We start from the raw sequence: 24844 nt of genomic DNA, 5'->3' as shown, positions 1-24844 counted from the left end.
CGCGCAACACGGGGCTACTATCCCCGGCGCTCGCATGAGGTCCCTCTGCCTGCTCGCCCTCGCTGCCGCATGCTCCCGCGGGCCGGAGCCCTGCGCCTCCGCCGGCGTCTGCCCCGAGGGTCAGGAGTGCCTGGCCAACCGCTGCGTGGTCGCCGGCGGCGATCCGGTGCCCGCGGATAGCCACCGCTTGGTGCTCGAGCCCGAGCAGATGGCCGTGGTGGGCAACGCCGCGACCGAGCCCGGCGAGCTGCCGGCTGCGGTCACCTTCGGCGGCGGCGCGAACGGCACCTCGACGCTGTACCTGAAGTTCCCGCCGGTCTGGCGCCACAAGCGGCGCATCGAAGCCGCGTTCCTGATCCTCGAGCCGATGCCGGCGACCTTCGGCAGCGCCGAGGACGTCGCCGTGGACGTGTGGCGCGTGCGAGAGCGCTGGGAGCCGAGCTCCCTCACCCGGATCGAGCAGCCCGAGCTCGGCCCGCCGCGCAGCCGCGGCCTCGCGCGCTCCACGCCCCCGAGCCCGCTGCGCGTCGACGTGACGGCGCTGGTGACTCACCTCGCCGAAAACGCCGGAAGCGACCACGGGATCGCGCTCCGCGCCGGCTCCGGCGACAGCGCCGGCGCGAGCTTCGCGACCGGCACGAGCGGCGGAAGGAGCCCGCGCCTGGAGATTTACGTGAGGTGAGGTTCCATCGGCGATGAAGTCGCTCTAACGTCCCGGCGATGTCCGACACGCTGCTCCAGGTGGAGCACCTGACGACGGCGTTCCATACCGACCGCGGGACGCTCCGCGCGGTGGACGACGTGTCGTTCAGCGTGAAGAAGGGCAAGACCCTGGCGGTCGTCGGCGAGAGCGGCTGCGGCAAGAGCGTCACGGCGCTGTCGATCATGCGCTTGGTCCCGTCGCCCCCCGGCAGCATCGAGCGGGGCAAGATCGACTTTCTGGGCAAGGACCTGGTCGGGCTGCCGGAGAAGGAGATGCGCAGCGTCCGCGGCGACAAGATCTCGATGATCTTCCAGGAGCCGATGACGTCGCTGAACCCGGTGTACTCCGTGGGCGCGCAGATCGTCGAGGCCATCCGCATCCACCGCAAGGTGAGCCGGCGCGCGGCGCGTGACCGCGCCCTGGAGATGCTGAAGCTGGTCGGCATCCCGAGCCCCGCGGAGCGCATCGACGCCTACCCGCACCAGCTGTCCGGCGGGATGCGCCAGCGCGTGATGATCGCCATGGCGCTGGCCTGCGATCCGGCGCTGCTCATCGCCGACGAGCCGACGACCGCCCTCGACGTGACGATCCAAGCGCAGATCCTCGACCTGCTCCGGCGCCTCCAGGAAGACCTGGGCATGAGCATCCTGTTCATCACCCACGACCTGGGTGTAGTGGCCGAGTTCGCCAGCGACGTGGTGGTCATGTACGCCGGCCGCGTGGTCGAGACCGGCAGCGTCGAGCAGATCTTCGCCGACCCGCTGCACCCCTACACTCGAGGGCTGCTCGCCAGCGTCCCGCCCATGGACTCGTCGCAGGACGCGGGCAAGCCCCGGAGGCTCCCCACCATCGACGGCGTGGTGCCCGATCTGGCCAAGCTGCCGGCGGGTTGCCGCTTCGCCGACCGTTGCGCGCTCTACGCCAGTGGTCCTGACGGCGCCGAGCGCTGCACCAACGAAGAGCCCGAGCTCTCCCGCGTCGCCGAGGACCGCAGCGTGCGCTGCCACTTCGCGAAGGGGGCGAATTGAGCGAGCCCGACGACAAGGAGAAGAACGGCGGTAACGACGAGCTCGGGAGCGCTGCGCTCTGGGAGCCGCCGGCGGAAGAAGCGGCTGCGGCGGTGGCCGGGGCACCCGACGCCGCGGAGGCGCCGCGCGAGAAGAAGAAGACGCTGCTCCAGGTCGAGCGCCTGGCGAAGTTCTTCCCGGTCAGGAAGGGCCTGCTCGGCCGCACCAAGCTGGTGCGCGCGGTGGACGGCGTGACCTTCTACGTGCGCTCCGGCGAGACGCTCGGCCTGGTGGGGGAGAGCGGCTGCGGCAAGAGCACGCTGGGCCGCACCGTGCTGCGCCTGATCGAGCCGACCTTCGGCCGCATCGTCTTCGACCAGAAGGACATCACGCCGCTCTCCCAGGCCCAGCTGCGCCCGCTCCGGCGGCGCATGCAGATCATCTTCCAGGATCCGTACTCGTCGCTGAACCCACGCATGACCGTCCGCGCCATCGTGGGAGAGGCGCTCAGCATCCACAAGCTGGCGAGCTCGCGCTCGGAGGAAGAGGCCAAGGTCGAGGCCCTGCTCACGCGGGTGGGCCTCCGGCCCGAAGCGATGCACCGCTACCCCCACGAGTTCAGCGGCGGCCAGCGCCAGCGCATCGGCATCGCCCGGGCGCTCGCCGTCGAGCCGGACTTCATCGTCTGCGACGAGCCCATCAGCGCCCTGGACGTGTCGATCCAGGCGCAGATCGTCAACCTGCTGCTCGACCTACAGGACGAGTACAAGCTCTCGTACCTGTTCATCTCCCACGACCTCAAGGTGGTCGAATACGTGAGCCGGCGCGTCGCCGTGATGTACCTCGGCAAGATCGTCGAGGTCGCCCGGGCCGCCACGCTCTACGAAAAGCGCCACCATCCTTACACGCGCGCGCTGCTCTCGGCCATCCCGGTCCCCGATCCGGCCCGCCGCCGCCTGCGCATCTTGCTCGAGGGCGACGTCCCGAGCCCCATCGATCCACCGACCGGCTGTAGCTTCCACCCGCGCTGCCCCAGGGCGGAGAAGGGCAAGTGCGACGTCGAGAGCCCGCCTTTGCAGGAGATTGAGAAGGGCAGCCATCACCGCGTGGCGTGCTGGAATCCTTATGTTTGAATTTTCGTTTGCGATCACGCCTGCACTGGCGTCAGGCGATCGTGGCTCGCTGATGCATGCCGGCGCTGGCCTCGCCAGTATTCTCGTGCGTCTGGGTCTCAGTGGCCGATCGGGATCTGATCTTGGCAAGATCCAAGATGCTGTGCCGGAGGCCGCTCGCGCGGCCGCGCCGCTTCGCGGCGGAGAATTTCTCATTCTCGCTCGCGCACGTGTCAGCGCCTGGCGGCTCTTCCCACCTGCAACATGCCGGCGCTGGCCTCGCCAGTATTCGCGGGCGTCTGGGTCTCAGTGGCCGATCGTGATCTGATCTTGGCCAGACCCACGACGTAGTGGCGGAGGCCGCTCGCGCGGCCGCGCCGCTTCGCGGCGGAGAACTTCTCATTCTCGCTCGCGCACGTGTCACCGCCTGGCGGCTCTTCCCACCTGCAACATGCCCGCGCTGGCCTCGCCAGTAATCTCGGGCGCCACGCCTCTTTGGCGGATCGTGATCTGAGCGTGGCAAGACCCGGGAGGTGATCCCGGGGCCGCTCGCGCGGCCGCGCCGCTTCGCGGCGGAGAATTTCTCATTCTCGCTCGCGCACGTGTCACCGCCTGGCGGCTCTTCCCACCTGCAACATGCCCGCGCTGGCCTCGCCAGTATTCTCGGGCGCCACGCCTCTTTGACGGATCGTGATCTGACCGTGGCAAGACCCGGGAGGTGATCCCGGGGCCGCTCGCGCGGCCGCGCCGCTTCGCGGCTGGCTCACCCGTCAGGTCTTCAGAGCGCGAGGCGGGACACCGAGGCGAACCACCAGTTCGTCCAGTACACCGCGCCTTGGGCGACCGCGATACCCGTGGGCAGCATCTCGCCCTCGGCGAGCACCTCTTTCTTCGACCCGCCGGCTTTGGGCGCGCGCTGCACGCGGCCCTGGATGGTGCAGCCGGTCGTGACGCAGGCCCCCCAGCTCGTCCAGTACACGTGAGCCTCATCGACGGCGATGGCCTGGGGCGCTTGATCGGCGGCATCGGTCGCTTTTGCGACGTACTCCGGCGCAGCCCCGACGAACGCCATTCGATGGATGTCGCCCTCCGCGGTGCTCCAATAGACGTGGGTCGCGTCGGTGGCCAGGGGCCCCGGCGAGAACTGATCCAACACGAGGGGCTCGACGGTCTTCAGCGTTGGGCTGGGCGAGTCGCCCAGGTCGACCGCGATTCGGCTGACGGTGCCATCCAGGAACCCGGGGCCGTTTCCCATCGTGGTGAGGTAGAGAGCGCCGCCGCTCACGGCGAGCGCGCGGGGATTCGGGAGCGGTCCGGTCAGCGGCCAGCTCTTGTTGCCGACCAGGTACACCTGCTTCACGGTGGTGCCACCGACGTAGAAGGCATGCTTCCCGGACACCGCGACTCCGTGCATCGTCACCGGGTCACTGACGAGCGACGAGACCGCCCCACCCTCCTTGTTGACCGCCTTGAGCTCCCCTTCGGCCGACGTCCAGTAGACGGTGGTCGAGTCGCTCGCGAGGGCGACGACCTCCGTGGACCCGCCAGGGTCGAGACGCTCGAAGTTCTTGCCGTCGAGGTCCATGACCCACAACGCCCCCGTCAGCACCGACTTCCCCAGATCTCCGGAGTCCCCGACGAACAAGTGAAGACCGTCGGCGACCAGCGGACCCAGAGTGCCCGAGGTCGAGCTCGAGCCCGGCTTGGAGAAGACCACCGCGGGCTGACACTTGCCGGCCACGCATCCTCCTCCCAGGCAGGAATGGCCGCACGAGCCGCAGTTGTTCTCGTCCGTGAGGACACCGCCGTCGTTGCACGGCGGCGTGCCCGCCGCTCCTCCGCTCGCGCCAGCGCTGCTCGATGCGCCGCTGGCGCCGCTGGTACCGCCGGCGCCGGCGCCCCCGGCTCCCGTCTTCGAGTGCTCCGTGGTGGAGGTGCAGGCAAACGCGACGGCGAGCGGCACCAACAGCGACGACACGCGCAGCCAGCTCACGACCATACTCACCAATATACACCCCGTTGGAGGTCCGTAGCCACTAGACCTTTCGCGGCCCGGACGAGGCGAAGTGCCATGATCGCGTCTCGTGTCGCAGATGATGGAGCGGTGAGCTACGCTCGCACGGTGAGCAGCATGCGCTCGCAACCGCGGTCGCACCTACTCGACTACTGGCCGGACGCCGACGAGTAGAGAACGAGCGCAATGGCGCGCTCCCTGCGCGGGTGACGTGAACCAGCCCCTGCCCTAAGCTCCCCGCCATGCCCAAGACCATCCGCATCCACCAAACCGGCGGGCCCGAGGTGCTCTCGCTCGACGAGGTCGCGCTGCCCGAGCCGGGACCGGGTCAGGCGCTGGTGCGCCACCGCGCCATCGGGCTGAACTTCATCGACACCTATCACCGGAGCGGCTTGTATCCCCTCCCCGCCCTGCCCCACGGCATCGGCATGGAAGCGGCCGGCGTGGTCGAGAGCATCGGGCCGGGCGTGACCGAGGTGAAGGTCGGCGATCGCGTGGCGTACGCCGGCGGTCCGCCGGGAGCCTACGCCGAGGCGCGCCTGATCCCCGCCGATCGCCTGGTGCACGTCCCGCCGTCGGTGTCCGACGAGCAGGCCGCCGCGATGATGCTCAAGGGCATGACCGTCGAGTACCTCACGCAACGCTGCCGGCCGGTGCGGAGCGGCGAGACCGTCTTGTTCCACGCCGCGGCGGGCGGAGTGGGTCTCATCGCCTGCCAGTGGCTCCGTCACCTCGGCGTCACCGTCATCGGCACCGTCGGCTCCCGCGAGAAGGCGGAGCTGGCCCGGGCCCACGGCTGCGCGCACACCATCGTGTACACGGAGGAAGACTTCCCGAAGCGCGTGCGCGAGCTGACCGGCGGCGCCGGCGTGCCGGTGGTATTCGACTCCGTCGGGAAGAGCACCTTCCTGGGCTCCCTCGACTGCCTGTCCCCGCGCGGCATGCTGGTCGGCTTCGGCAACGCCTCCGGCAAGCCGGACCCCTTCGACATGCAACTGCTCTCGACCAAGGGCTCCCTCTACCTCACTCGCCCCACGCTGATGGCCTACACGGCCAAGCGCGAGGAGCTGATCGCGAGCGCCAACGCCCTGTTCGACGTGGTCGCTCGGGGCATCGTGAAGATCGACATCACCCGGCGCTGGCCGCTCCGCGAAGCAGAGCAGGCTCACCGCACCATGGAGGCGCGGCAGACCGTCGGCTCGTGTCTGCTCGAGCCCTGAGCCCCGTGCAGGAGCGCAAGAAGGTGCTGAACGAGCGCGCCGGAGCGGCGAGCTGAGAAGCGCATGCCGCGAGCACTGCTCTGCTTCGTGCCGCTCGCGCTCGCCGCGGCCTGTGGGGACGACACCTCCGAGGTCGCGGCGACGGGTGGAACCGCTGGCAGCGGCGGCAGCGCCGGCAGCGGCGGCAGCGCCGGCGGCGGCGGCTCCGGCGGCGACGCCTCCGCCGATGCGCCGGCCTGCCCCGGCGCCCCGACCCTGCACACCTTCGTCGCCCTCGGCCCGAGCGAGCAGGTGCTGAATCCGGGACGCGGCTTCCACGACTTCGTCGATCTCGCCTCGACCGACGACTTCCAGGGGGTGCGCGCCGCGGGCCGCACGCTGGCCTACGCCGGCGTGTCGCTCCTCGACTACCTCGACGCGCCCATCCCGAGCGGCTTCCTGAGCCAGCTCTCCGCGGGCCTCGACCGGGTCCGCGCCGCCAAGATCAAGGTGATCCTGCGCTTCGTGTACCGGAACGACATGGCGGCTCCCAACGACGCGAAGCTGCCGCGGATCCTCGAGCACATTCAGGCTCTCGCCCCGCTCTTGAAGCAGCACGCTGACGTGATCGCGGTGCTCGAGGCGGGCTTCATCGGTCCGTGGGGCGAGTGGCACTCGAGCAGCAACGGCCTCGACACCGACGCCGCAGCCAAGAAGGCGATCCTGGACGCGCTGCTCGCCGCGACTCCCGCCGACATGTTCGTGCTCGTGCGCCGCTGGAGCTTCAAGCACGACCACGCGGGAGGTCCCGTCACCGCGGCCCAGGCCTTCGACGGCACGCCGGTCTCGCGCCTCGGGCATCACAACGACTGCTTCCTGGCCAGCGACGACGACATGGGCACCTACCCGTCCGGGCAGGCCGCCGCGTGGAAGGCGCTGATCGGAGAGGACACGCGCTTCGTGCCCATCGGTGGCGAGACCTGCGCGGACTACCCCGCGCGCACGACCTGCAAGGTCGCCGTGCCCGAGATGAGCCAGCTCCGCTGGTCCTTCCTGAACGCGGTCTACCACCCCGCCGCCCTCGCCCGCTTCCAGAGCGAGGGTTGCTACGACGAGATCGCGAGCCGGCTCGGCTATCGCCTGGTGCTCGAGTCGGCGACCTTCCCGGAGACGGCGAGCCCCGGCTGCGCGCTGCCCCTGTCGGTGAAGCTCCGCAACGACGGCTTCGCCGCGCCCTATCACGCGCGCGAGCTCGAGCTGATCCTCGATGGCCCGACCCGCTTCGTGGCCAAGCTCCCGGTCGATCCGCGGCGCTTCGACGCCGGCAGTCACGCTTTCGACGTCTCGGTGCCCCTGCCAGCGTCCCTGCCGCCGGGCAGCTACTCGCTGGCGCTCCGGCTGCCGGATCCTGCGCCCGCGCTGCGCGAGATCCCGGAGTACGCCATCCGCTTCGCGAACGCCACGGGCTGGGACGCGACGACCGGAACGAACTTGCTCTCCGCGGACCTGTCGCTGACGCCCTGAGCCAGTCGGCTCACTTGGATGATGCGGGAGGCGCGACAGCCAGCGCCGGCGCCGGCCCCGGCTTGCACTCCACCACGCTGAGCTCCATCGCGAGCCCCCTCGGACGCGCCAGGAGCAGGCGGCCCCGCGCGAGCGCGAGCAGCTCCGCGCTGCGCACGACGGGCTCGGGCCCGAGGGAGTCGAGCAGGCTCGCGCTGGCGTTCACCGCTCCGATGCGGGTGGCGTCGCTCACGCTGCCGAGCGAGAGCCAGCCGTGCGGCGCGCTCGGGTCCTTCGGCGCCGAGTCCACCAGGAGCGCGGGCGCCCCCACGCCCGGCCCCTCGTCGTCGAGCAAGTGGCGCTCCACGGAGCCGTCCGCCCGCACCCTCCCCAGGTGGATGCGGCGCTCCTCGGCGCCCGGCGCCGAGTCGTCGTCGCGCCAGGAAAGGAGCGCGGAGCCATCTGCCCCCGGCGCCAAATCGAACACCAGCACGTGCGCGTTCTTCGGCGTGACCGGTTTGGGCTCGCCGAGCGCCACCCCGTTCTGATCGAGCGGCACCGCGGCGAGGTAACGCTCTCCGAGCTCGACCACCGCGGGCTCCGAGACGTCCGCGGACGCGCTCGGCGCCGGGCCAGCCGCAGGCTTCGGCGGCAAGGTCTTCTGTTTGGGGGTGATTGCGCGCGCCACCCAGGCCGCCCAGAAGCCTCCCGGCCGGCGGACGATGCGCGGCGACTCCGCGTCCTCGCTGGGCGTCGAGACGATGCGCTTCTTGGTGACGTTGGAGACGTCCTTGCGCGCGAAGCTCGCGGTGACGATCACGCCGTGCTTGTCCGTCGCGCTCCACTCGTCCCAGATGGCCACGCCCCGCTCGGGCCCGAGCTCCAGGCCGGCGACCCGGGACTCGTCCCGGCTCTCGGCGATCTCGGCGCCCAGCACCACGCCGAGCTTGCCGGCGCTGGGCTTGATGGCAGCGAGCTTGAGCAGCTCGCCGCCCGCGTCGGTGTCGTGGACCAGCGCGATCAGGTCGTCCTCGAACGCGGCCAGCTCCGGGGGCTCCGGGTTGGCGTGGAGCTTGCCGAGCTCCGCCACGCGCCCCGTCCCGGCCTCGGCGTCGAGCAGGGCCACGAGCGCGGTGGTCTTCCCCGCCTGCATCGAGAGCGCCGACACCGCGAAGCCGTCGCCGAACGAGAGGCCCCGGCCGATCTCCACCGCGAACGGCAGCGCCGGTTGGTCGGTGCCGTCATCCTCTTCCTGCCCGGAGTCGGGTGCCTCGGCGCCGCGCTCACCCAGCGTGAAGCTCTTGCCCGGGAACGGCTCGCTGCAGCGGGGCGACGCGCTGACCGGTGCTGCCGACGCGCTCGGGGCCGCGCTCGGAGCGCTCTCCGGCACGCGGCGTTTGCAGGCGGAAAAACAGGCGAGCGCCGCGCAAATCGCCAGGGGCGGTCCGAAGCTCGGGCGCGAATTGCAAAGCATGGCTCGGCGGCGCATGATGCCTCGCCCGAGCGGGGTGTGCCAGCGAATGCCGAAGCGCGAGCTGACTCAGCCTTACGAACCGAATCCCGCGCTTCGAGCGCTGTATCGCCGGTTCTTCGATCGCATCCAGGTGGACGAGTCCTGGGTGGACGACGTCCGCCGTCTGGCCGATCGGGGCAGCGTGGTCTACGTGCTCCGGAACCTCAACTTCATCGATTTTCTGGCGCTCGACCACCTGACCAAACGCTTCGCGTTGCCCCAGGTCCGCTTCGCCAACGACCTCGGCCTGTGGATCCTGAACCCGATGGGCAAGGGCTGGCTCAACGCCATCTTTCCGCGACGCGACGTGAGCGCCTCCGACGAGCTCGCCGACGCCCTCACCCGCGGCGGCTCCGCGGCGCTGTTCTTGAAGCGCCCGCCCGGCGTGCTCGACGTGGCGGCGGGCGGCAGCCACGGGCGCGGGCTCACGGAGGGCGACGACCTGGTCCGCACGCTGATCCGCCTTCAGAACCGCCAGGACCGCCCCATCCTGCTCGTTCCTCAGGTCTTCGTCTGGAGCAAGGAGCCCGACACCCGCGGCAAGGGCTCCTTCGACTTCGTGCTCGGCCCCCGCGAGTGGCCCAGCCCCGTGCGCACGGTCGGACAGTTCCTCTACAACTACAAGCACGTCGCGCTGAAGGCCGGGGACGCGCTCGACCTCCGGGCGTTCCTCGCCAAGGAGAGCTTGAGCGAGGACGTCGCGGTGCGGCGCATCACCTACGCGATGTTGGCTCGTGTGGAGCGCGAGCGGCGCAGCGTGACCGGCCCCGCCGAGAAGGCCCCCGATCGCGTGCGCATGGAGATCCTCAGGACGCCGCGCCTGCGCGGCATCATCGAGGATCTGGCCGGCGAGAAGCCGACCGACCGCTACGTGATCACGGCCCGGGCCCTGAGCATGCTGAGGGAGCTCCAGGCGACGCCGGACATGGCCGCCATCAAGGGGCTCGAGGCGATCTTCGATCGCGTCTTCCACCGCATCTACGCCGGCATCGAGTACGACAAGACCGAGATCGAGCGGGTGCGCGAGGCGGCCAAGCAGGGCTCGCTGGTGCTCCTGCCCAGCCACAAGAGCCACATCGACTACCTGATCCTGAGCTACGTCTTCAACGAGTCGAACCTCCAGCTGCCGCTGATCGCCGCGGGCGAGAACCTGAACTTCTTCCCCGTCGGCACCATCTTCCGCCGGAGCGGCGCGTTCTTCATCCGCCGCTCGTTCAAGGGCGACAAGCTCTACACGGCGGTCGTGGACGCCTACATCCGCCGGCTGATCCGCGACGGCTACCCCATCGAGCTGTTCCTGGAGGGCAGCCGCAGCCGGACCGGCAAGCTGCTCTCGCCGAAGTTCGGCCTACTGAACATGATCGTGGACGCGGCGCTGGCGGTGCCGCAGCGCACCACGTACTTCGTGCCGGTCAGCATCGGCTACGAGCGCATCGTCGAGGCCGGCAGCTACGTGCACGAGATGGCCGGCGGCGAGAAGAAGAAGGAAGACGCCACGGATCTCTTGCGGGCGCCCGAGGTGCTGCGCCACCGCTACGGGCGCATCAACCTTCAGTTCGGCCAGATCCTGAGCCTCTCCGAGCTGGCGCAGGAGCTCGGGACGGATCTCGGGCGCATCAGCTCGCCGGCCAAGCGCCGCGCGCTGGTGACACGGCTCGGCAACCGGGTGATGGACGAGATCAACCAGGTCACCGCCGTGACCCCCGGCGCGCTCACCGCCATGGCGCTGCTCACGCACCCGCGCCGCGGCATCCCGTTCACCGAGCTGGTGGAGCGTGCCACCCAGCTGCTCTCGGTGCTCGCGTCGATGGGCGCGCGGGCCACGCCCGGCGCCGTCACCCCCTCGGGCACGCTGCGCGCCGAGGCCATCCGCGAGGCCGCCCAGATGTTCGCGGACGCCGAGCTCGTGGACGTGCACACGCCGCTCGGCGAAGGGGTGAAGGAGAAGCGCTCGCGGGCCATCGAGGACGAGTCCATCCTCACGCCCGTCGAGAAGAAGCGCCTGGTGCTCGACACCTCCAAGAACATCATCATCCACTTCTTCGTCGAGCGGGCGCTGGTCGCGGTGGCCCTGCTGGTCTCGCCGGGCCCTCCCGTCGCCGAGGACACGGTGCGCGAGCGCGTCCAGACCCTGTCGCGGCTGTTCAAGCACGAGTTCCGCTTCCGCGCCGACGCGCCCTTCGACGCCATCTTCGACGAGACGCTGCTCGGCATGCAGGAGAGCGGCGCGCTCGGGCGAGACGCGAGCGGCGCGCTCGTGCCCGGCCCGGGTGCCGGTGGCTGGTCGGGCCGCGAGTGGCTCGAGCTCTACGCAGCCATCGTGGTGAGCTTCCTGGAGGGCTACCGCGTGTCCGCCCGGGGGCTCGCGCTGTTGCTCAAAGGCGCCGCCAGCGAGAAGGAGCTCACCAAAAAGAGCCTGGCGCTCGGCAATCGCATGTTCTTCGCCGGCGAGCTCTCGCGGCGGGAGTCGGTGAGCAAGCCGCTGGTCGAAAACGCGCTCGCCTCGTTCGTGGACCAGGGCTACATCATGAAGAGCGAAGGCAAGCTGGAGCTGACCGACACCTTCGCGACCCAGAAGGCCGTGGCCACCATCGAGAGCAAGATCGCGCTGTTTTTGGGTGAGGACGGCGCATGAGACGCGCGCTCTGGCCGTGCCTTGTCTTCGCGACCGGCTGCGTCGGGACGCCCACCCCACTGGCCCCGAACGTGGACGGCTCCGTGGGCGTTCCACACGCCGGCGTGCTCCGCGGCGCGGAGGAGCTGCCGGTGAAGGGTCCCGGCTTCGTGCGCTACCGGCCGAAGAGCCCGAACTACTGGGGCAACCCGCGGCTGGTGCGCAGCATCACCGGCATCGCGGCCAAGGTCAAAGATGCCGTGCCCGGCGGCGCGCCGCTGGTAGTCGGCGATCTCTCGGCCCGCCACGGCGGCAAGATCCCCGGGCACCGCTCGCACCGCACCGGCCGCGACGTCGATCTCCTGTTCTACGTGACGACGCCCTCCGGCGCGCCGGTGCCGAGCCCCGGCTTCGCCAAGATCGGCACCGACGGCCTGGCCCAGGTGAAGGACGAGCACTTCGTGCGCCTGGACGTCGAGCGCAACTGGCTCCTGGTCAAGGAGCTGGTGAGCTCGGAAGAAGCCCAGGTGCAGTGGATGTTCGCGAGCCGCGGCGTCGAGGCCCTGCTCATCGACTACGCCCGCGCCCGCGGGGAGCCCCTCGAGATCATCTGGCGCGCGGAGACCATGCTGCTCGAGCCCGGCGACTCGAGCCCCCACGACGACCACGTCCACGTGCGCATCGCCTGCTCCGCGGAGGAAGAGGCGGCGGGCTGCGAAGGCGGCGGGCCGCGCTGGGAGTGGCTCCGGAGCCTGCCGCCCCTCGGCGAGCTCGACGCGCAGACGCTCGGCGAGATCGCCCGCGACGACCCCTTCGGCCTGGAGGCCGCGGCGCTGGAAAGCGCAGCCGCCGGCGGAGATGCCTGAGAAGGGCAAGCTGCTCGAGGGTGACTGCCTCGAGCTCGTGCCCAGGCTGGTGCGCCGCGCCACGGAGCGCTTCGACCTGGTGTACGTCGATCCGCCGTTCAACACGGGGCTCGCGCACCGGGCGCGCGGCAAACAGGGCGCGCGCATCCGCGGCGAGCACGCCTACGCCGACGCCTGGGGCGGTCTCGACGCCTTCCTGGGCATGCTGGAGCCGCGGCTCGCGGTGCTCCGCGACGTGCTCGCCGAGACCGGCAGCCTGTGGCTGCACCTCGACCACCGCACGGTCCACGACGCGAAGGTGCTCGCCGATCGCGTGCTCGGCCGCGGCGCGTTCAAAGGCGAGATCGTCTGGGTGCCCGGCAACGGCGCGCGCGGCCGGCGCGGCCCCAGCGTGACCCACCAGACCATCCTGGTCTACGCGCCCGGGCGCGAGATGCTCTGGAACCACCAGGACCCGTGGCTGCGCGAGCCGTTCGCGTCCGTGAGCCAGAAGATGCACTTCAAGAACCAAGACGCGAGCGGGCGTCGCTACCGCGACCGCACCATCGCGGGCAAGACGTATCGCTACTACGCCGACGTCGGACGCCAGCTCGGCAGCGTCTGGAGCGACTGCCCCGCCATGCGGGCGAACACCCCGCTCAACCCCGAGACCACCGGCTACCCGACGCAGAAGCCCGAGCGCCTGCTGGAGCGCATCGTGCGCGCGACGACTCGCGAGGGCAGCCGCGTGCTCGATCCGATGTGCGGCAGCGGCACCACGCTGGCGGTGGCGGCGCGCCTCGGCCGGCGCTGGGTCGGCGTCGATCGGAGCCCGGTGGCGCTGGCGATCGCGCGGGCGCGCCTGGGCGTGTGAGGGGTCAAACGCGCGGCTGGGAGCCGGTGCGGTGCAGGGGCAGCTCCTTCACGACGCGGAACCCGAGGCCCATGCCGCGCGTGAGCCCGTAGAGCCCGCCGCGAGAGGCGGCACGAGTCCAGCTGGCGTCGCCGCTCCACAGCCCCGAGCGCACCATGCGAAAGCCGGACTCTCCGCGCCCGGTATGCGGGTCCGGCTCGGGCTCGGCGTCGAGCTCGGCGGCGGTCTTCTCCCCGAAGAGATCGCCGACCCACTCCCGCATGCCACCGGCCAAGTCGCGAACGCCGTAGGGCGAGACGTCCTTCGGGAAGGAGCCGATGGGCTCGGGTTGCTGCAAGAACGGACGCGAGTCGCGCATCTTGCAGAAGGTGGCGTCGAAGTGGTCACCCCAGGGGAAGAAGCGCCCGTCGGCGCCGCGAGCGGCCTTCTCCCACTCGACCTCGCTGGGCAAGCGAATCGGTGCACCGGTCCGCGCCGACAGCCAGCGGCAGTAGGCACGAGCGTCGAACCAGTCCACCAGGCTCACCGGGAGCCGCCAAAGGTGACCCTCCTCCGGAGGAAACAGCTTGCGCGCCTCGCCCTCGATGATGTCGGGTAGCGGCTCCCACGCCCCGGTTGGCCCGCGCCGCACGGCCATGCCCTCGGAGCCCCGCACGTCGTGCGGCGCGCGCTTCTGCGCGAGCCCCAGATCACTCTCGTTCAGCTCGTCCAGGAGCTCGCAGTACTCCCGGATGGTCACCGGGAACTCGGCGATGGCGAAGTCACCGACGAACACGTCCTGGCGCGGGATCGGGTCGATGGCGTCGGGGTCGCCGCCCAGTGTGACCGTCGCGCCGGGAACGTAGATGAACCCGGGACCGATCTCGTCGTCGCGGTAGAGCGTGACCCGGCCGTCGTGGCGACTGCCGCGCCCGAGCGCGACCGGGTAGCGAACGTCCCGATAACCCGGCGCCTTGAGCACGATCAGGTAGCTGCCCGGATCGAGACGCACGTCCGACAAGGGCGTGCGTCCGAGGAAGCGCTCGGCACCGGCCGTGAGCACTCGGTCCTGCTCGGTGTAGCGCTGCGCGAAGACCTGAGCGCCGGGTGGGTCGGAGCTCAGGCTGAGGCGCGCCTCCGCGCGGAGGAGCGCGCCGAAGTGCCCGGTGTCGTGCTCGAGCACGAGCGCCTCGTAGTAGATCTGCGCCGCCGGGCGGCGCTCGGCCTCGGCCGAGATGGCCCGGGACCAGTACAGCTCCGCCAGACCTTGGTGAGCCGGCTGGCACTCCGAGTCGTAGCCGAGCGCCTTGGTGTAGAGCTCGATGGCCTGAGCCAGAGCCAGCGCCCCCTCGCGATCGGCTTCGGCGATGCGGTCCTCGATGCGCCAGGCGGCGCGCTTGCGCTCGACCGACTCCCAGGCGGCGATCTCCTTGGCGACGGCGCGGGCCACGCCGCCGAGCTGCCGGCGCTCCGCTTCCAGCTCCTGGTAGCGACGGACGGGCTCCGTCGCCTGCTCGCACAGGCGCAGCGCTTCTTCGCGGCGGCGCTCTCGCTCCTTGGCGCCTTCGAGGAACTCCTCGACACGCTCCGCCACGAGGTCCGCGCTCTTGGGGCGTTCGCCGGGCGCTCGCGCCATCAGCGAGAGGCAGAGGTCCTCGAGCAGGAGCGGGCACGACGCTGTCAGCTGGCGGGGTGGCGTCGCGCCTTTCTCGTACGCCTGGACCATCTTGTGCGCGTCGGCGGCGAAGCCGAACGGGTGCTTGCCGGTCAGGATCTCGTAGAGGATCACCCCGAGCGCGAACAAGTCGCTGCGCTGGTCCACTTCGCTCCACAACCCGAGCGCGACCTCGGGGGCCAAGTAGCCAGGCGTCCCGCCCGTGGGAGAGCCAAATGCGGGCGGTGGCTGCGAGCCGCGCAGGTGTTGGCGCACCACGCTGTCACGGTGCAGCTTGGCGAGCCCCCAATCGGCCAAGTACACCTCGCCGAAGTCGCCGAGCAGGATGTTGTCCGGCTTGATGTCACCGTGGAGCACACCGCGGGCGTGCGCATACGCGAGCGCGCGACAGACCTGCACGAATGCGCCGAGCAAGCGCACCATGGGCCACTGCTCGCGGAGCTGGGGCCGGTCCAGCACGTCCCCCAGCGACTGCTTCTTGACGACCCGCATGGTGTAGAAGGGCTGGCCGTCGTCGAGCGCGCCCAGGTCGTACACCGGCACGATGTTCGGGTGCTCCAGCTGGGCGGTGATGCGCGCCTCCTGGAGGAAGCGGCGGATCATCGGCCGATCCGGGTCCGGCTTCTGCATCGTCTTCAGCGCCACGATGCGGCCGATCTCGCGATCGAGCGCCGCGACCACCTTGCCCATCCCGCCGCGGCCAAGGGGCTCGACCGTCGAATACCTCGGGCCCTCGAAGCGACCGGGGAGCAGGCTGATCTCCCGGCGCGATGGGCCGGTGCCGAGCTCCACGCTGACGGGCGGGTCGCCTTCGTCCCCGGGCACCGTCGCGCGCTCCGACGCGATGGGGGCCGCGACTTGCGGGAACGCCTGGAGCGTGGCGACCGCTTCCCGCGTCAGCGCCACGACACGCTCCTTGGGGAGCACCGTCTCGAGCACCTGCTCCGGCGGTGCGTTCGGCTCGGCGGCGATCTGCGCGAGCTGCCAGAACTCCTCCGGGCTCATCAGCCCGCGGGCCAACGCTTCGAGCGCAACCTCCCGCGCGTTGCGGAACTTCATCGCAAGAACCAGCCTATCACGCTCCCGAAAAGCGAGAGGCCCGCGGAGCGGCGGGCCTCTGGCTCGAAATCCGTGCAGCGCGGCTACTGAGCGCAGGCCACCGGACGCAGCGCGTACACCGCCGCAGGCTCTTGCGCCGGATCCACGCTGCCGTCGTAGGTGGTGTCCACGCAGCAGTTGGAGCGCGCCATGTGCGTGAGCACGGAGAGCGTGGCGTTCATGCGGCCAGGACCCTCGGGAACGTTCTGGAGGATCTTGTTGTAGACCGAGATGTGCGCGTTGCAGGGGTTCGGCGGCCAATTCGGTCCACCGATACCGGGCAAGTGCGCCGTGTTCTCGAGGCGCTTGAAGAAGCCCGGGGAAATCTCGGTGCCCGGGTAGCCGATCATCGTGTTCTCTTTGCGGACGAAGTCCTGGAGCTTCACGACGGCTTGCTTCTGCGAGGCAGAGCTGCCGACGCCGGCCACGGTGAGGACGCCGACGGCAGTGAGCAGGGCGGTGAGCTTCAGGTTGGGCATGGGGTGTGTGCTCCTCGAGTTCGAACTGGGTGTAGGGATCCCCCGATACTAAGAGAGAACTATACTGGGCCCGCATTCACGCCGTCAAACTGCGCACGCGCGCGCACAGCCGCGGCACGTGTAGGTGGAGAAGGCAACGGCGCGGCGCGGCAGTCTCGTTGGCGATTGGGGCCCCGGCCCCAATCTCGTTGGCGATTGGGGCCCCGGCCCCAATCTCGTTGGCTCGTTGGCGATTGGGGCCCCGGCCCCAATCTCGTTGGCTCGTTGGCGATTGGGGCCCCGGCCCCAATCTCGTTGGCGATTGGGGCCCCGGCCCCAATCTCGTTGGCGATTGCGGCGCGGCGTGCGGCTCTAGAGCCGCATTTCTCGGAGGTCGGACGCGAGCGTGAGGGTCGGCTCGGTCTTGGCCTTCACCTCGTCGGCGCTCACGCCGGGGGCCAGCTCGCGCAGCACCAACCCACCTTCGCCGACGTCGATGACCGCCAGCTCGGTGATGATGCAGTGCACGACCCGCTTGCCCGTGAGCGGCAGCGCGCAGGCGTTCAAGATCTTGGGCGCGCCGTTCTTGGCCGTGTGCTCCATGATCACGACCACGCGCTTGGCGCCGTGAACCAGGTCCATCGCGCCGCCCATGCCCTTGACCATCTTGCCAGGGATCATCCAGTTGGCGAGATCGCCGTCGCGGCTGACCTCCATCGCGCCCAAAATGGCGAGATCGACGTGCCCGCCCCGGATCATGGCGAAGCTCGTGGCGCTGTCGAAGATCGACGAGCCCGGCAGCATCGTCACCGTCTCCTTGCCGGCGTTGATCAGATCGGCGTCCTCCGTCCCCTCCAGGGGATACGGCCCGATGCCCAGGAGGCCGTTCTCGCTCTGGAGCATCACCTCCACCCCCGGCGGGATGTAGTTCGCCACCAACGTCGGCATGCCGATGCCGAGGTTCACGTAATAGCCGTCCCGGAGCTCCTGGGCGGCGCGCTGTGCAATCTGCTCTCGCGTCAGCATTTCTGGCTCCTCAGCTCTTGCGGGTGGTGCGGCGCTCGATGCGCTTCTGGTGGGCGCCGTTGCCCACCACGACGCGCTGCACGAAGATGGCCGGAGTGTGGATCTCGTCTGGGTCGAGCTGCCCGACCTCGACCAGCTCCTCGACCTCCGCGATGGTCGTCTTCCCCGCCATCGCCACCAGCGGGTTGAAGTTCCGCGCCGTGAGCCGGTAGCAGAGGTTGCCGTACCGGTCGCCCTTCCAGGCCTTGACGATGGCGAACTCTCCGGTGATGCCGCGCTCCATGACGTAGGCGCGCCCGTCGAACTCGCGCACCTCCTTGCCCTCGGCGACCTTGGTGCCCACCCCTGCCGGCGTGTAGAAGGCCGGGATGCCCGCGCCGCCGGCGCGCAGCCGCTCCGCCAGCGTGCCCTGCGGCACGAGCTCGACCTCGAGCTCCCCGGACAGGAACTGCCGCTCGAACTCCTTGTTCTCGCCGACGTAGCTCGAGACCATGCGCTTGATCTGCTTGTTCTGAAGCAAGATGCCCAGGCCGAACTCGTCGACGCCACAGTTGTTGCTGACGAAGGTGAGGTTCTTCACGCCCTTGTCGCGCAGGGCCTGAATGGCTAGCTCGGGGATGCCGCACAGACCGAAGCCGCCAGCGAGGACGGTGGCGCCGTCCCCGATGTCAGCCACTGCCTCGGCAGCGCTCTTCATGACCTTGTCCATGGCGCGCCCAGCTAGCACCGGCCGCGTGCGGGCGACAAGCTCAGGCGGAAAACCCGAGCGCCCGCCGCTGCGCCGGGCCGCTCGGGCGACAGCCTTTAGGCGGAGAACCCGAGCGCCCGCCGCTGCGCCGGCCGCGTGCGCGTATCGCCCCGGCGCCAGAGCAGGCCGTCGAGCGCGTAGTGCGTCGCCTGCGGGAGCGCCAGGAGCGGCACGAGCAGCGCGGCCCATACGGGCGAGAGCTCGACGCCGCTCGAGTCGAACAGCCACGGCCGGTCGTGCCAGATGAGCCGGTCCCACGCCAGCTCCTCCACGAACGCGAGCAGAAGGAGCAGCCCCACGAACGCGCCCACGCCGCCCGCCACGATGCGCGAGCCCAGGATGTCCGGTCGCTCGTGCTTGCGCGCCACGGCGTAGGCGTAGAGCAGCGCGAAGTAGGGAACGCCGTGCACGATCACGTTGGTCACCGTGAACTCGAAGTCGCTGTTGGTGCGCACGATCCCGAGCCACCACACGGCGGCGGTGGTGAGCACCACCACCAGCTTCCCCAGATGAAGCGTGCGCGTGGTGGCGGCCAGCATCACCTGCCGCGCCACGAACAGCCCGAGCAGGCCCACCCAGACCAGCTGCGCCGCCGGGAGCAGGCGCGCGGCACCCGCCCCCAGATCCACGAAGTCGCCTTTGACGAACCACGCGAAGTCGGTCGTCGCGATCCGCGAGTGCCAATGCAGGACCGGGTAGAGCGTGGCCGCGTAGACCGTCGCGTCGTCCAGCACCCGGTCGAAGACGCCGCGCTGGCCAGCCCGCGCGCGGTACACCGCCACCCACCCCACCTGCTGGCGGATGAAGTGGAAGAGCGCTACGTAGGCCAGGGCGCGCCAGAACACCATCGACCCTTGCGCGTAGAGCAGCGCGCCGAGCGCCCAGCAGGCGAGCGGCACGCCCAGGTAGCGCCACTTGTGCCGTCCGAGCTCCTCACGGTCCAGATAGGTGCGAAACAAGGTGGACCAGACGTGCGCGACGTCCACCGCCACCACGAACAAGAGCCAGCCCCACTCCGGCAGCGGCCCCGGCGCGAGCCCCACCGCCCGCGCCGCGCCGACCAGCGCGAACGAGCACAGAGCGCTCCCTCCGAACAGCAGCAAGTCCGCTCGCGGTCCCCAGAGGAAGGGCCCGAACGACAGGGAGGGCGCGGCGCCGGCGGCCATCGCCGCCACGTATAGCGCGGATCTCCCGTTCCCCGCTCCGCGTCCGCCCACCGGCACCCTCATCCCGCACGCACTTCGACGCCCCCGGTGTTCCCCGCCCCGCGTCCGCTCGATAGCGTCCCTGCTCGCCCGCGTCCGCCTTCCGGTCATCCCAGCTGGACTCCGACGGCTTCGCTCTCTCGGCCCCGTGTCCGCCAACTGATGATTCAAAGAGGGATCTCAAAGGGGCCAACCGCACGCCCAACCGCACGCCCAACCGCACGCCCAACCGCACGCCCAACCGCACACTTCGCCGGCGCGAGCGCCCTCGGGTCGGCGCCGCGCGCCCAACCGCACGCCCAACCGCACACTTCGCCGGCGCGAGCGCCCTCGCGAGGAGACGAGGCGCCGCTCCGGCGCGGGCAGAAGCAGCGTGAAAGACGCGCCCCGGGCATCGACGACGTGGCGTGCTGGTGGTCAGCGCCTGGCAGTCACACCATCCCGTCCAAATTTCGACAGACTTTCAGAGCAGCGACTCGACCTCTCGGCCAGATGCGCGCAGCACCTCTTCTGCCGCGCGCACGCCGTGGTCCTGCGCCTCCTCGAACAACCCGACGCCGGACAGATCCGAGTGCGCGAAGTGGACGCGACCGAAGGGCTCCGCCGCTTTCTTGCGGGCCGCTCCCCAGACGAAGCCGGGGCGCGGGCGCACCATGGCGTGGCCCCAGCGCCAGACGTCGATGCGCTCGAGGATCTTGGACAGACCGTCGTGCGCCGGCTCGAGCTCGCGCAGCACCTCCGCACAGAAGGCCGGGTGCTCCATCTCGAGCAAGCGCGTGCGCGCAGCGCGGGCGTCGCCGTCCACGAGCGGCTGGTAATAGGTGCAGACCGTGGGCCCGTAGTCCTCCAGCCGCTGGTGGTTGGCCACCACGTAGCCCAGCGACGTGCCGCCGTAGATCACGTTGTCCCAGGCCATGCCGAAGCCGCGGCTCTTGGGGCGTCGCGAGAGGTGCAGGTTGGCGACCCACCACACGCCGTAGTCGAACGCGGTCAGGTGCTCCGGCGGCGCGTCCCGGAAGGGCCTGAGCACCCGCGGCACCACGAACTTCGGCAGAGCCAGGATCACGCGCTCCGCGACGATGCGCTCCAGGCTCCCGCCGCGGGTGTCCAGCACCGAGAGCTCGACCCCGCTCTCGCCGGGCACGACGTCGGTCACCAGCTTGCCGGTCGAGAGCCGGTCTCCGGCCAGCGCGGACAGGTGGCGCACGATGCGCCCGTTGCCCTCGGGCCAGGCGATGAAGGGCGCGCTCTCGGCGCGCGGCGCCGGCACGCGCGAGCAGAAGTAGAAGAGCATGGCCCAGGCGCTGGTGTCCGCCAGCGACAGGCCGTAGTCGTCGCGGCAGGCGTACTCGACCCACCAGCGCAGGAGCTCGCCGCCGAGGCCACGCTCCCGGAGCCAGGCGTCGGCGCTCTGGCGATCGAGCGCGGTGACCTCGGCGTCGTCGCTCGAGCGGCGGAGCGGCAGCTCGAATGCGCGGCGGCCGCGCGCGTCGCGCCAGGCGACCCAGCGATCGACCTCCTTCTGGAAGCGCTCGAGCTCGTCTCGATCGGCGTCGCTGGCGATGCTCTGCGGGTAGAGCCCCTCGTGCCAGCTTCCTTCGACGAACACGCGCTCCTCCGGCTCGCGCACCAGGAGCTCTTCCTTGCCCCGCGGCTCGCCGTCCGGGCCGCGGGCTTCGAGCGCGCCCATCTCGTCGAGCAAGAGGGTGAGCGCGCGGTTGTCGCGACCCGGCACGGGCACGTAGTGGGCGCCCCAGGGGTGCGGCACCACGCCGTCCGTGCCGTAGCTGCTGGTACCGCCCGGCTCTGGCTCGAGCTCGAGCACGACGAAGTCCCGAAGGCCCGCGCGCTCGAGCCGCCATGCCGCCGAGAGCCCGCTCGGCCCAGCGCCGACGACGGCCACCTTCACGCGCCGCGGCTCTCCGCTCGCGCGCTCGACGGTGGCGTCCCGTAGGCGGTGGCCGAACCCGACGGACGCGCCGCGGATGCTGCCCGGCACCTCGCGCGGCGAGCGTTTGCAGCCGGCCGCCGCCGCCAGGGGCGACGTCGCGAGCAGGCCGAGCAGCTCCCGGCGCGAGACGCTCATCGCGAACGCTCGGTCACAAGCAGCAGAAGGTGACGGGGCCGGCCGGATCCGCCGAGCCGGTCACGGTGCCGCCCGTCTTCGGACAGGTCGCCCCGGAGCCCGAGCCGCCGACCAGCTTCATCGAGCGGCTGTCGCCGCCGTTGCCCTGGCAGCCCGGCGACGCGACGGGAGAAGAGTCGGCCTTGATGTTCGTGCACCCCGACATCTCCGCGACCGCGAGGGTGTCCTTCTCCTGCAAGCACGCAGAGTCGGTGTAGAGCTCCAGCGTCGCGCCGGTGCAGCCGCCTGTGGGGGTGCCGCATCCGCACGCCGAACAGGTCCGCGTGTCAGTAGGCGCCGCGGTGTAGAAGACGGCCTCCTTGCCCCACGCCGAGCTCGGGCAGGTCACGTCCCCGGCCTTGAAGATGCAGATCTTCTGAGCGAACCCGGACGGCGCCGTGGGGACACACACGTTGGAGGCCCCGCAGCCACCGGGATCCCCCGTGGGGTCGCCGCAAGCGCGCACCGACTTGGTGTACTTCGCCGTGGGCTTGACCATCGTGCCCTGGGAGCTCGAGGTACAGGTCCCACCGGCCGCCACCAGGTTGGTGAACGCGGCGGAGACCGGCTTGGTGGCGCCCGTCGGGTCCCAGCACAAGCTCTGGGTCTTGCAGGTCGCTCCGACGGTGATCGGCGGCGGTGTGGGTGAGCCGGAGCCGCAGACGCCTTGCCAGTAGCCCCAGCAGCCGCTCCCACCACAGGACGCCCCGTCGAAGAAGACCACGTCCGCCGAGCAGGTCACGCCGCTCGGCGTGCCGCACTGACAGGTCGGACACGTGACGGTGCCGGCGTCGAGCGTCGAGCTCGCGGTCTGCTTGATGGTCGGGTAGCTGCTTGGACAAGACGGCGGGGTCGCTGTGCCCTCGTAGTAGACCACCGGCCCTTCCCAGCCGCTCGGGGGGCTCGGCACGCATGTGCCGTTACCACAGCTCGCGCCGCCGCCGCTCCCGCCAGTGCCGCCACCGCCCGTCGCACCGGTGCCGCCACCGCCCGTGGCACCGGTGCCGCCGCCCGTGCCCCCGCCACCCGTCGCGCCGACGCCGCCACCCGCGCCAGCCACGCCGCCGGTAGCCCCCGAGCCCGAGACGCCGCCCGTCCCGTAGAACTCGTTGTCCGGAATGAACGAGAACTCCGGGAAGCCGCAGCTCGCAACCAGAACGACCGCGCCCAAGAGCGCGCCGCGCCGGACCCAATCAGAACGCACCGACAAGGTTCACTCCCTTCAGCTCGGGTCCGGGCACCACGTTCAGGCGCACGCGCGCGCTCTTCGGCTTCTCTTTCGGGGCGTCGCCGCCGCCGCCGCTCAGCAGCATCACGGTTGCGACCCCGATGCCGACGACGCCCACGCCGAGCCCGATGTTCGCGAACAGCGCGTAGCGCTTGCCGTCGTCCGAGAGCTTCTGCTTCGACGCCGGACACGTGCCGTCTGGGCGGCAGAAGCCCTCGAGCTCGTCCTGGTTGTCCTTCATCTGCGTGTAGAAGTAGGCGCCAGCGCCCAGGCCGACCACACCCACGCCTCCGATGATCCAGGGCAGCGCCCCAGCGCCCTTCTTCTCGATCTTCACGTCGGGCTTCTGGTCCGGCTCCGGCTCGGGCTTGGGTTCGTCCACCGGCGCGGGCTTCGCCTTGAAGTCCTCGGGCGGCACCAGCTCGACGCTCTTGCTCTCGCCTTCGGCCAGGGTGACGGACACCTCGAACTCGCTGCCGCCGATCTTGGCCACGATGCGGTGGGGTCCCGGATCCGTGGAGACTTCCTTGCCGACCTGCGCCTCGCCGAGCGCCACGCCGTCGAGCTCGATCTTGGCCGACTCGGCGCCCTTGCCGCGGGTGATCGTCAGCTTCGGCACACGCGCCTCGAGCTGCTCGCGCGCCTTGCTGATCTCGTCGAGCTCCTTGGCCTTGGACTGCTGCGCCTCGTATTCGGCGATACGGTACTCGCCGAGCGCTTCGTTCAGGCGCCCCAGGTGCTCCTTGCAGCGGCCGATGTGGAAGCGCACCGCGGGGGTGGTCTTGACCTTGCCCACCTCTTCGAACTTGCTGAGGGCGCTGGCCCAGTCGCCGGCCGCCTCGAGGCTCACGCCCTCCTTGAACAAGGTGCGGGCCTTGGCCAGCTCGGCGGGGCTCTGGGCGAAGGCCGGCCCGGCCGCGAGCGTCGCCGACCCAAGGGCCAATGAAACCGAGAGCATCGCCACCGAAAGCGCAGTACCCAAGCGTCGAAGTCGCATCCCTGAAGCCTTCCTTCGCGAGTCTAGCACCGCTCTCCCCCTCCAAGCTCGGGCCAAAACGACCGAATGGCCCTACACCGGCGGCGGCGGCCGCGTGGAGGTCCGCGCGTGCCGCTGAGCGTCGCGCTCGGCCTCGGCCACCAGCCGCGAGTACGCGTCGAAGCGCTCGGGCACCTCTTTTCGCGACTGCGGCGGCGAGCCGGGCATGGGCGTGGGGGTCCGCGGCGGGCCGGCTGCGCCGGTGAACGACGCCACGCTCGACACCCGACTCGCCCGGTCCACGCGCACGCCGATACGCTCGGCGAGGTAGTCCACGAGGCGATCGAGGTCCTGCGCGCCTCCGGAGGCTTGGCCCAGGATGGAGAAGTCGAAGGCGCGGGCGTCGATCCGCGCCGCCCACAGCACCGTCGCGAAGTGCAGATCCGCCGCGGCAAATGCGTCGAGCTGAGTCGCCGCCGCGAGCTCCACGCCGGCCTCGGGCACCACCGCGCGGAAGGTGGAGCTCGACGCCGGGCGAGAACGCTGCCGCGAACCGAGCTGGACCTCGCCCCGGACGATGGTGAGCAGGGCCCGGTAGGGGATGGGCATCGAGCGCTCGCTCAGGTGGAGCACCAGGCTGTTTTCGCCCAGCTCCAAGGCTCGAAGAGGCACGAACATGCGACCCGGATCCGCGGCGACCGCGGTGTCCACCACCGCCACTCGAAAGCCCTGGTCGCGGAGCTGCCGGCCGAGGGCTTCGGCCTGCTCCGGCGCCGCGATGGCCTTGATCACGCCCCAGGCCCCGGGCTTGAGCTTGGTCTTGAGCTCGTAGGGCAAGAGGCCGGCCACCTGGGCGATCCGCCCATATTCGTCCTCGCTGCCCGAAAAAGGCGGCCCAATCAGCACCAGCATGGCTCTTCCCGGAGGGCCGATCTTACGCGA

Annotated in this window: 19 protein-coding genes; 8 read left to right on the top strand and 11 right to left on the bottom strand. The window is 70.6% G+C overall.

Annotation, left to right across the window (positions count from 1 at the left end; genetic code table 11):
- The first annotated feature begins 34 nt into the window (after positions 1 to 34).
- The 3 genes from HS104_07265 (at position 35) to HS104_07255 (ending at position 2843) form a co-directional block, all read left to right on the top strand.
- Complete coding sequence (locus HS104_07265; GenBank protein MBE7479767.1) at positions 35 to 682, top strand: hypothetical protein; 648 nt, start codon at positions 35 to 37, stop codon at positions 680 to 682.
- A gap of 38 nt (positions 683 to 720) precedes the next feature.
- Entirely contained in the window at positions 721 to 1731 is a 1011-nt protein-coding gene (locus HS104_07260) for an ABC transporter ATP-binding protein (GenBank protein MBE7479766.1), read from the top strand.
- A 92-nt stretch (positions 1732 to 1823) separates the two neighbouring features.
- Entirely contained in the window at positions 1824 to 2843 is a 1020-nt protein-coding gene (locus HS104_07255) for a dipeptide ABC transporter ATP-binding protein (GenBank protein ID MBE7479765.1), read from the top strand.
- Positions 2844 to 3600: 757 nt separating this feature from the next.
- On the opposite strand, the gene HS104_07250 is transcribed toward HS104_07255, so the two are convergent.
- A complete protein-coding gene (locus HS104_07250; protein MBE7479764.1) occupies positions 3601 to 4821 on the bottom strand; it encodes a hypothetical protein in 1221 nt (406 codons plus the stop codon).
- Between the two features lie 257 nt (positions 4822 to 5078).
- Between HS104_07250 and HS104_07245 the strand changes: the two genes are divergently transcribed.
- Positions 5079 to 6056 (top strand): quinone oxidoreductase, encoded by a 978-nt coding sequence (locus HS104_07245; protein MBE7479763.1) that lies wholly within the window; start codon positions 5079 to 5081, stop codon positions 6054 to 6056.
- Between the two features lie 63 nt (positions 6057 to 6119).
- Positions 6120 to 7559 carry a DUF4832 domain-containing protein gene (locus HS104_07240; GenBank protein ID MBE7479762.1) on the top strand — a complete coding sequence of 480 codons (1440 nt, stop codon included), beginning with the start codon at positions 6120 to 6122 and terminating at the stop codon, positions 7557 to 7559.
- A gap of 10 nt (positions 7560 to 7569) precedes the next feature.
- Here HS104_07240 and HS104_07235 read toward each other — a convergent pair whose 3' ends face one another.
- On the bottom strand, positions 7570 to 9027 hold the full coding sequence (locus HS104_07235) for a hypothetical protein (protein MBE7479761.1): 1458 nt from the start codon (positions 9025 to 9027) through the stop codon (positions 7570 to 7572).
- 1 nt (position 9028) lies between these two features.
- Between HS104_07235 and HS104_07230 the strand changes: the two genes are divergently transcribed.
- From HS104_07230 to HS104_07220, 3 genes are read left to right on the top strand one after another with little or no spacing between them, the layout of a single operon-like run.
- Positions 9029 to 11686, top strand: coding sequence for a 1-acyl-sn-glycerol-3-phosphate acyltransferase (locus HS104_07230; protein MBE7479760.1), 2658 nt, complete (start codon positions 9029 to 9031; stop codon positions 11684 to 11686).
- Positions 11683 to 12531 carry a penicillin-insensitive murein endopeptidase gene (locus HS104_07225; protein MBE7479759.1) on the top strand — a complete coding sequence of 283 codons (849 nt, stop codon included), beginning with the start codon at positions 11683 to 11685 and terminating at the stop codon, positions 12529 to 12531. Before HS104_07230 ends, HS104_07225 begins: the two co-directional genes overlap by 4 nt.
- The gene (locus HS104_07220) at positions 12524 to 13384 is read left to right on the top strand and encodes a site-specific DNA-methyltransferase (protein ID MBE7479758.1); all 861 of its coding nucleotides are present in this window, start codon (positions 12524 to 12526) and stop codon (positions 13382 to 13384) included. Before HS104_07225 ends, HS104_07220 begins: the two co-directional genes overlap by 8 nt.
- Positions 13385 to 13388: 4 nt before the next feature.
- Here the strand turns inward: HS104_07220 and HS104_07215 are convergent, their stop codons facing one another.
- The 9 genes from HS104_07215 to HS104_07175 all read right to left on the bottom strand — a co-directional run bounded on the left by HS104_07215 (position 13389) and on the right by HS104_07175 (position 24814).
- Entirely contained in the window at positions 13389 to 16097 is a 2709-nt protein-coding gene (locus HS104_07215; GenBank protein ID MBE7479757.1) for an SUMF1/EgtB/PvdO family nonheme iron enzyme, read from the bottom strand.
- A gap of 83 nt (positions 16098 to 16180) precedes the next feature.
- Positions 16181 to 16615: a hypothetical protein gene (locus HS104_07210; protein ID MBE7479756.1), complete on the bottom strand. Its 435-nt coding sequence runs from the start codon at positions 16613 to 16615 to the stop codon at positions 16181 to 16183.
- 351 nt (positions 16616 to 16966) lie between these two features.
- Positions 16967 to 17620, bottom strand: coding sequence for a CoA transferase subunit B (locus tag HS104_07205; protein MBE7479755.1), 654 nt, complete (start codon positions 17618 to 17620; stop codon positions 16967 to 16969).
- Between the two features lie 10 nt (positions 17621 to 17630).
- Entirely contained in the window at positions 17631 to 18329 is a 699-nt protein-coding gene (locus HS104_07200) for a CoA transferase subunit A (GenBank protein MBE7479754.1), read from the bottom strand.
- A gap of 95 nt (positions 18330 to 18424) precedes the next feature.
- Positions 18425 to 19534: a hypothetical protein gene (locus HS104_07195; protein ID MBE7479753.1), complete on the bottom strand. Its 1110-nt coding sequence runs from the start codon at positions 19532 to 19534 to the stop codon at positions 18425 to 18427.
- 502 nt (positions 19535 to 20036) lie between these two features.
- Entirely contained in the window at positions 20037 to 21659 is a 1623-nt protein-coding gene (locus tag HS104_07190; protein ID MBE7479752.1) for an FAD-dependent oxidoreductase, read from the bottom strand.
- A gap of 13 nt (positions 21660 to 21672) precedes the next feature.
- The gene (locus tag HS104_07185; protein ID MBE7479751.1) at positions 21673 to 22908 is read right to left on the bottom strand and encodes a hypothetical protein; all 1236 of its coding nucleotides are present in this window, start codon (positions 22906 to 22908) and stop codon (positions 21673 to 21675) included.
- Positions 22892 to 23923, bottom strand: a complete 1032-nt coding sequence (locus tag HS104_07180; protein MBE7479750.1) for a hypothetical protein — start codon at positions 23921 to 23923, stop codon at positions 22892 to 22894. The genes HS104_07185 and HS104_07180 overlap by 17 nt, the downstream gene beginning before the upstream one ends.
- Positions 23924 to 23995: 72 nt before the next feature.
- Entirely contained in the window at positions 23996 to 24814 is an 819-nt protein-coding gene (locus HS104_07175) for a hypothetical protein (GenBank protein ID MBE7479749.1), read from the bottom strand.
- Positions 24815 to 24844 lie beyond the last annotated feature (30 nt).

Source organism: Polyangiaceae bacterium (assembly GCA_015075635.1).
Taxonomy (GTDB): domain Bacteria; phylum Myxococcota_A; class Polyangia; order Polyangiales; family Polyangiaceae; genus JADJKB01.
Note: the sequence above shows the minus strand (reverse complement) of the source record. Positions and strands in the feature narration are given on the sequence as shown.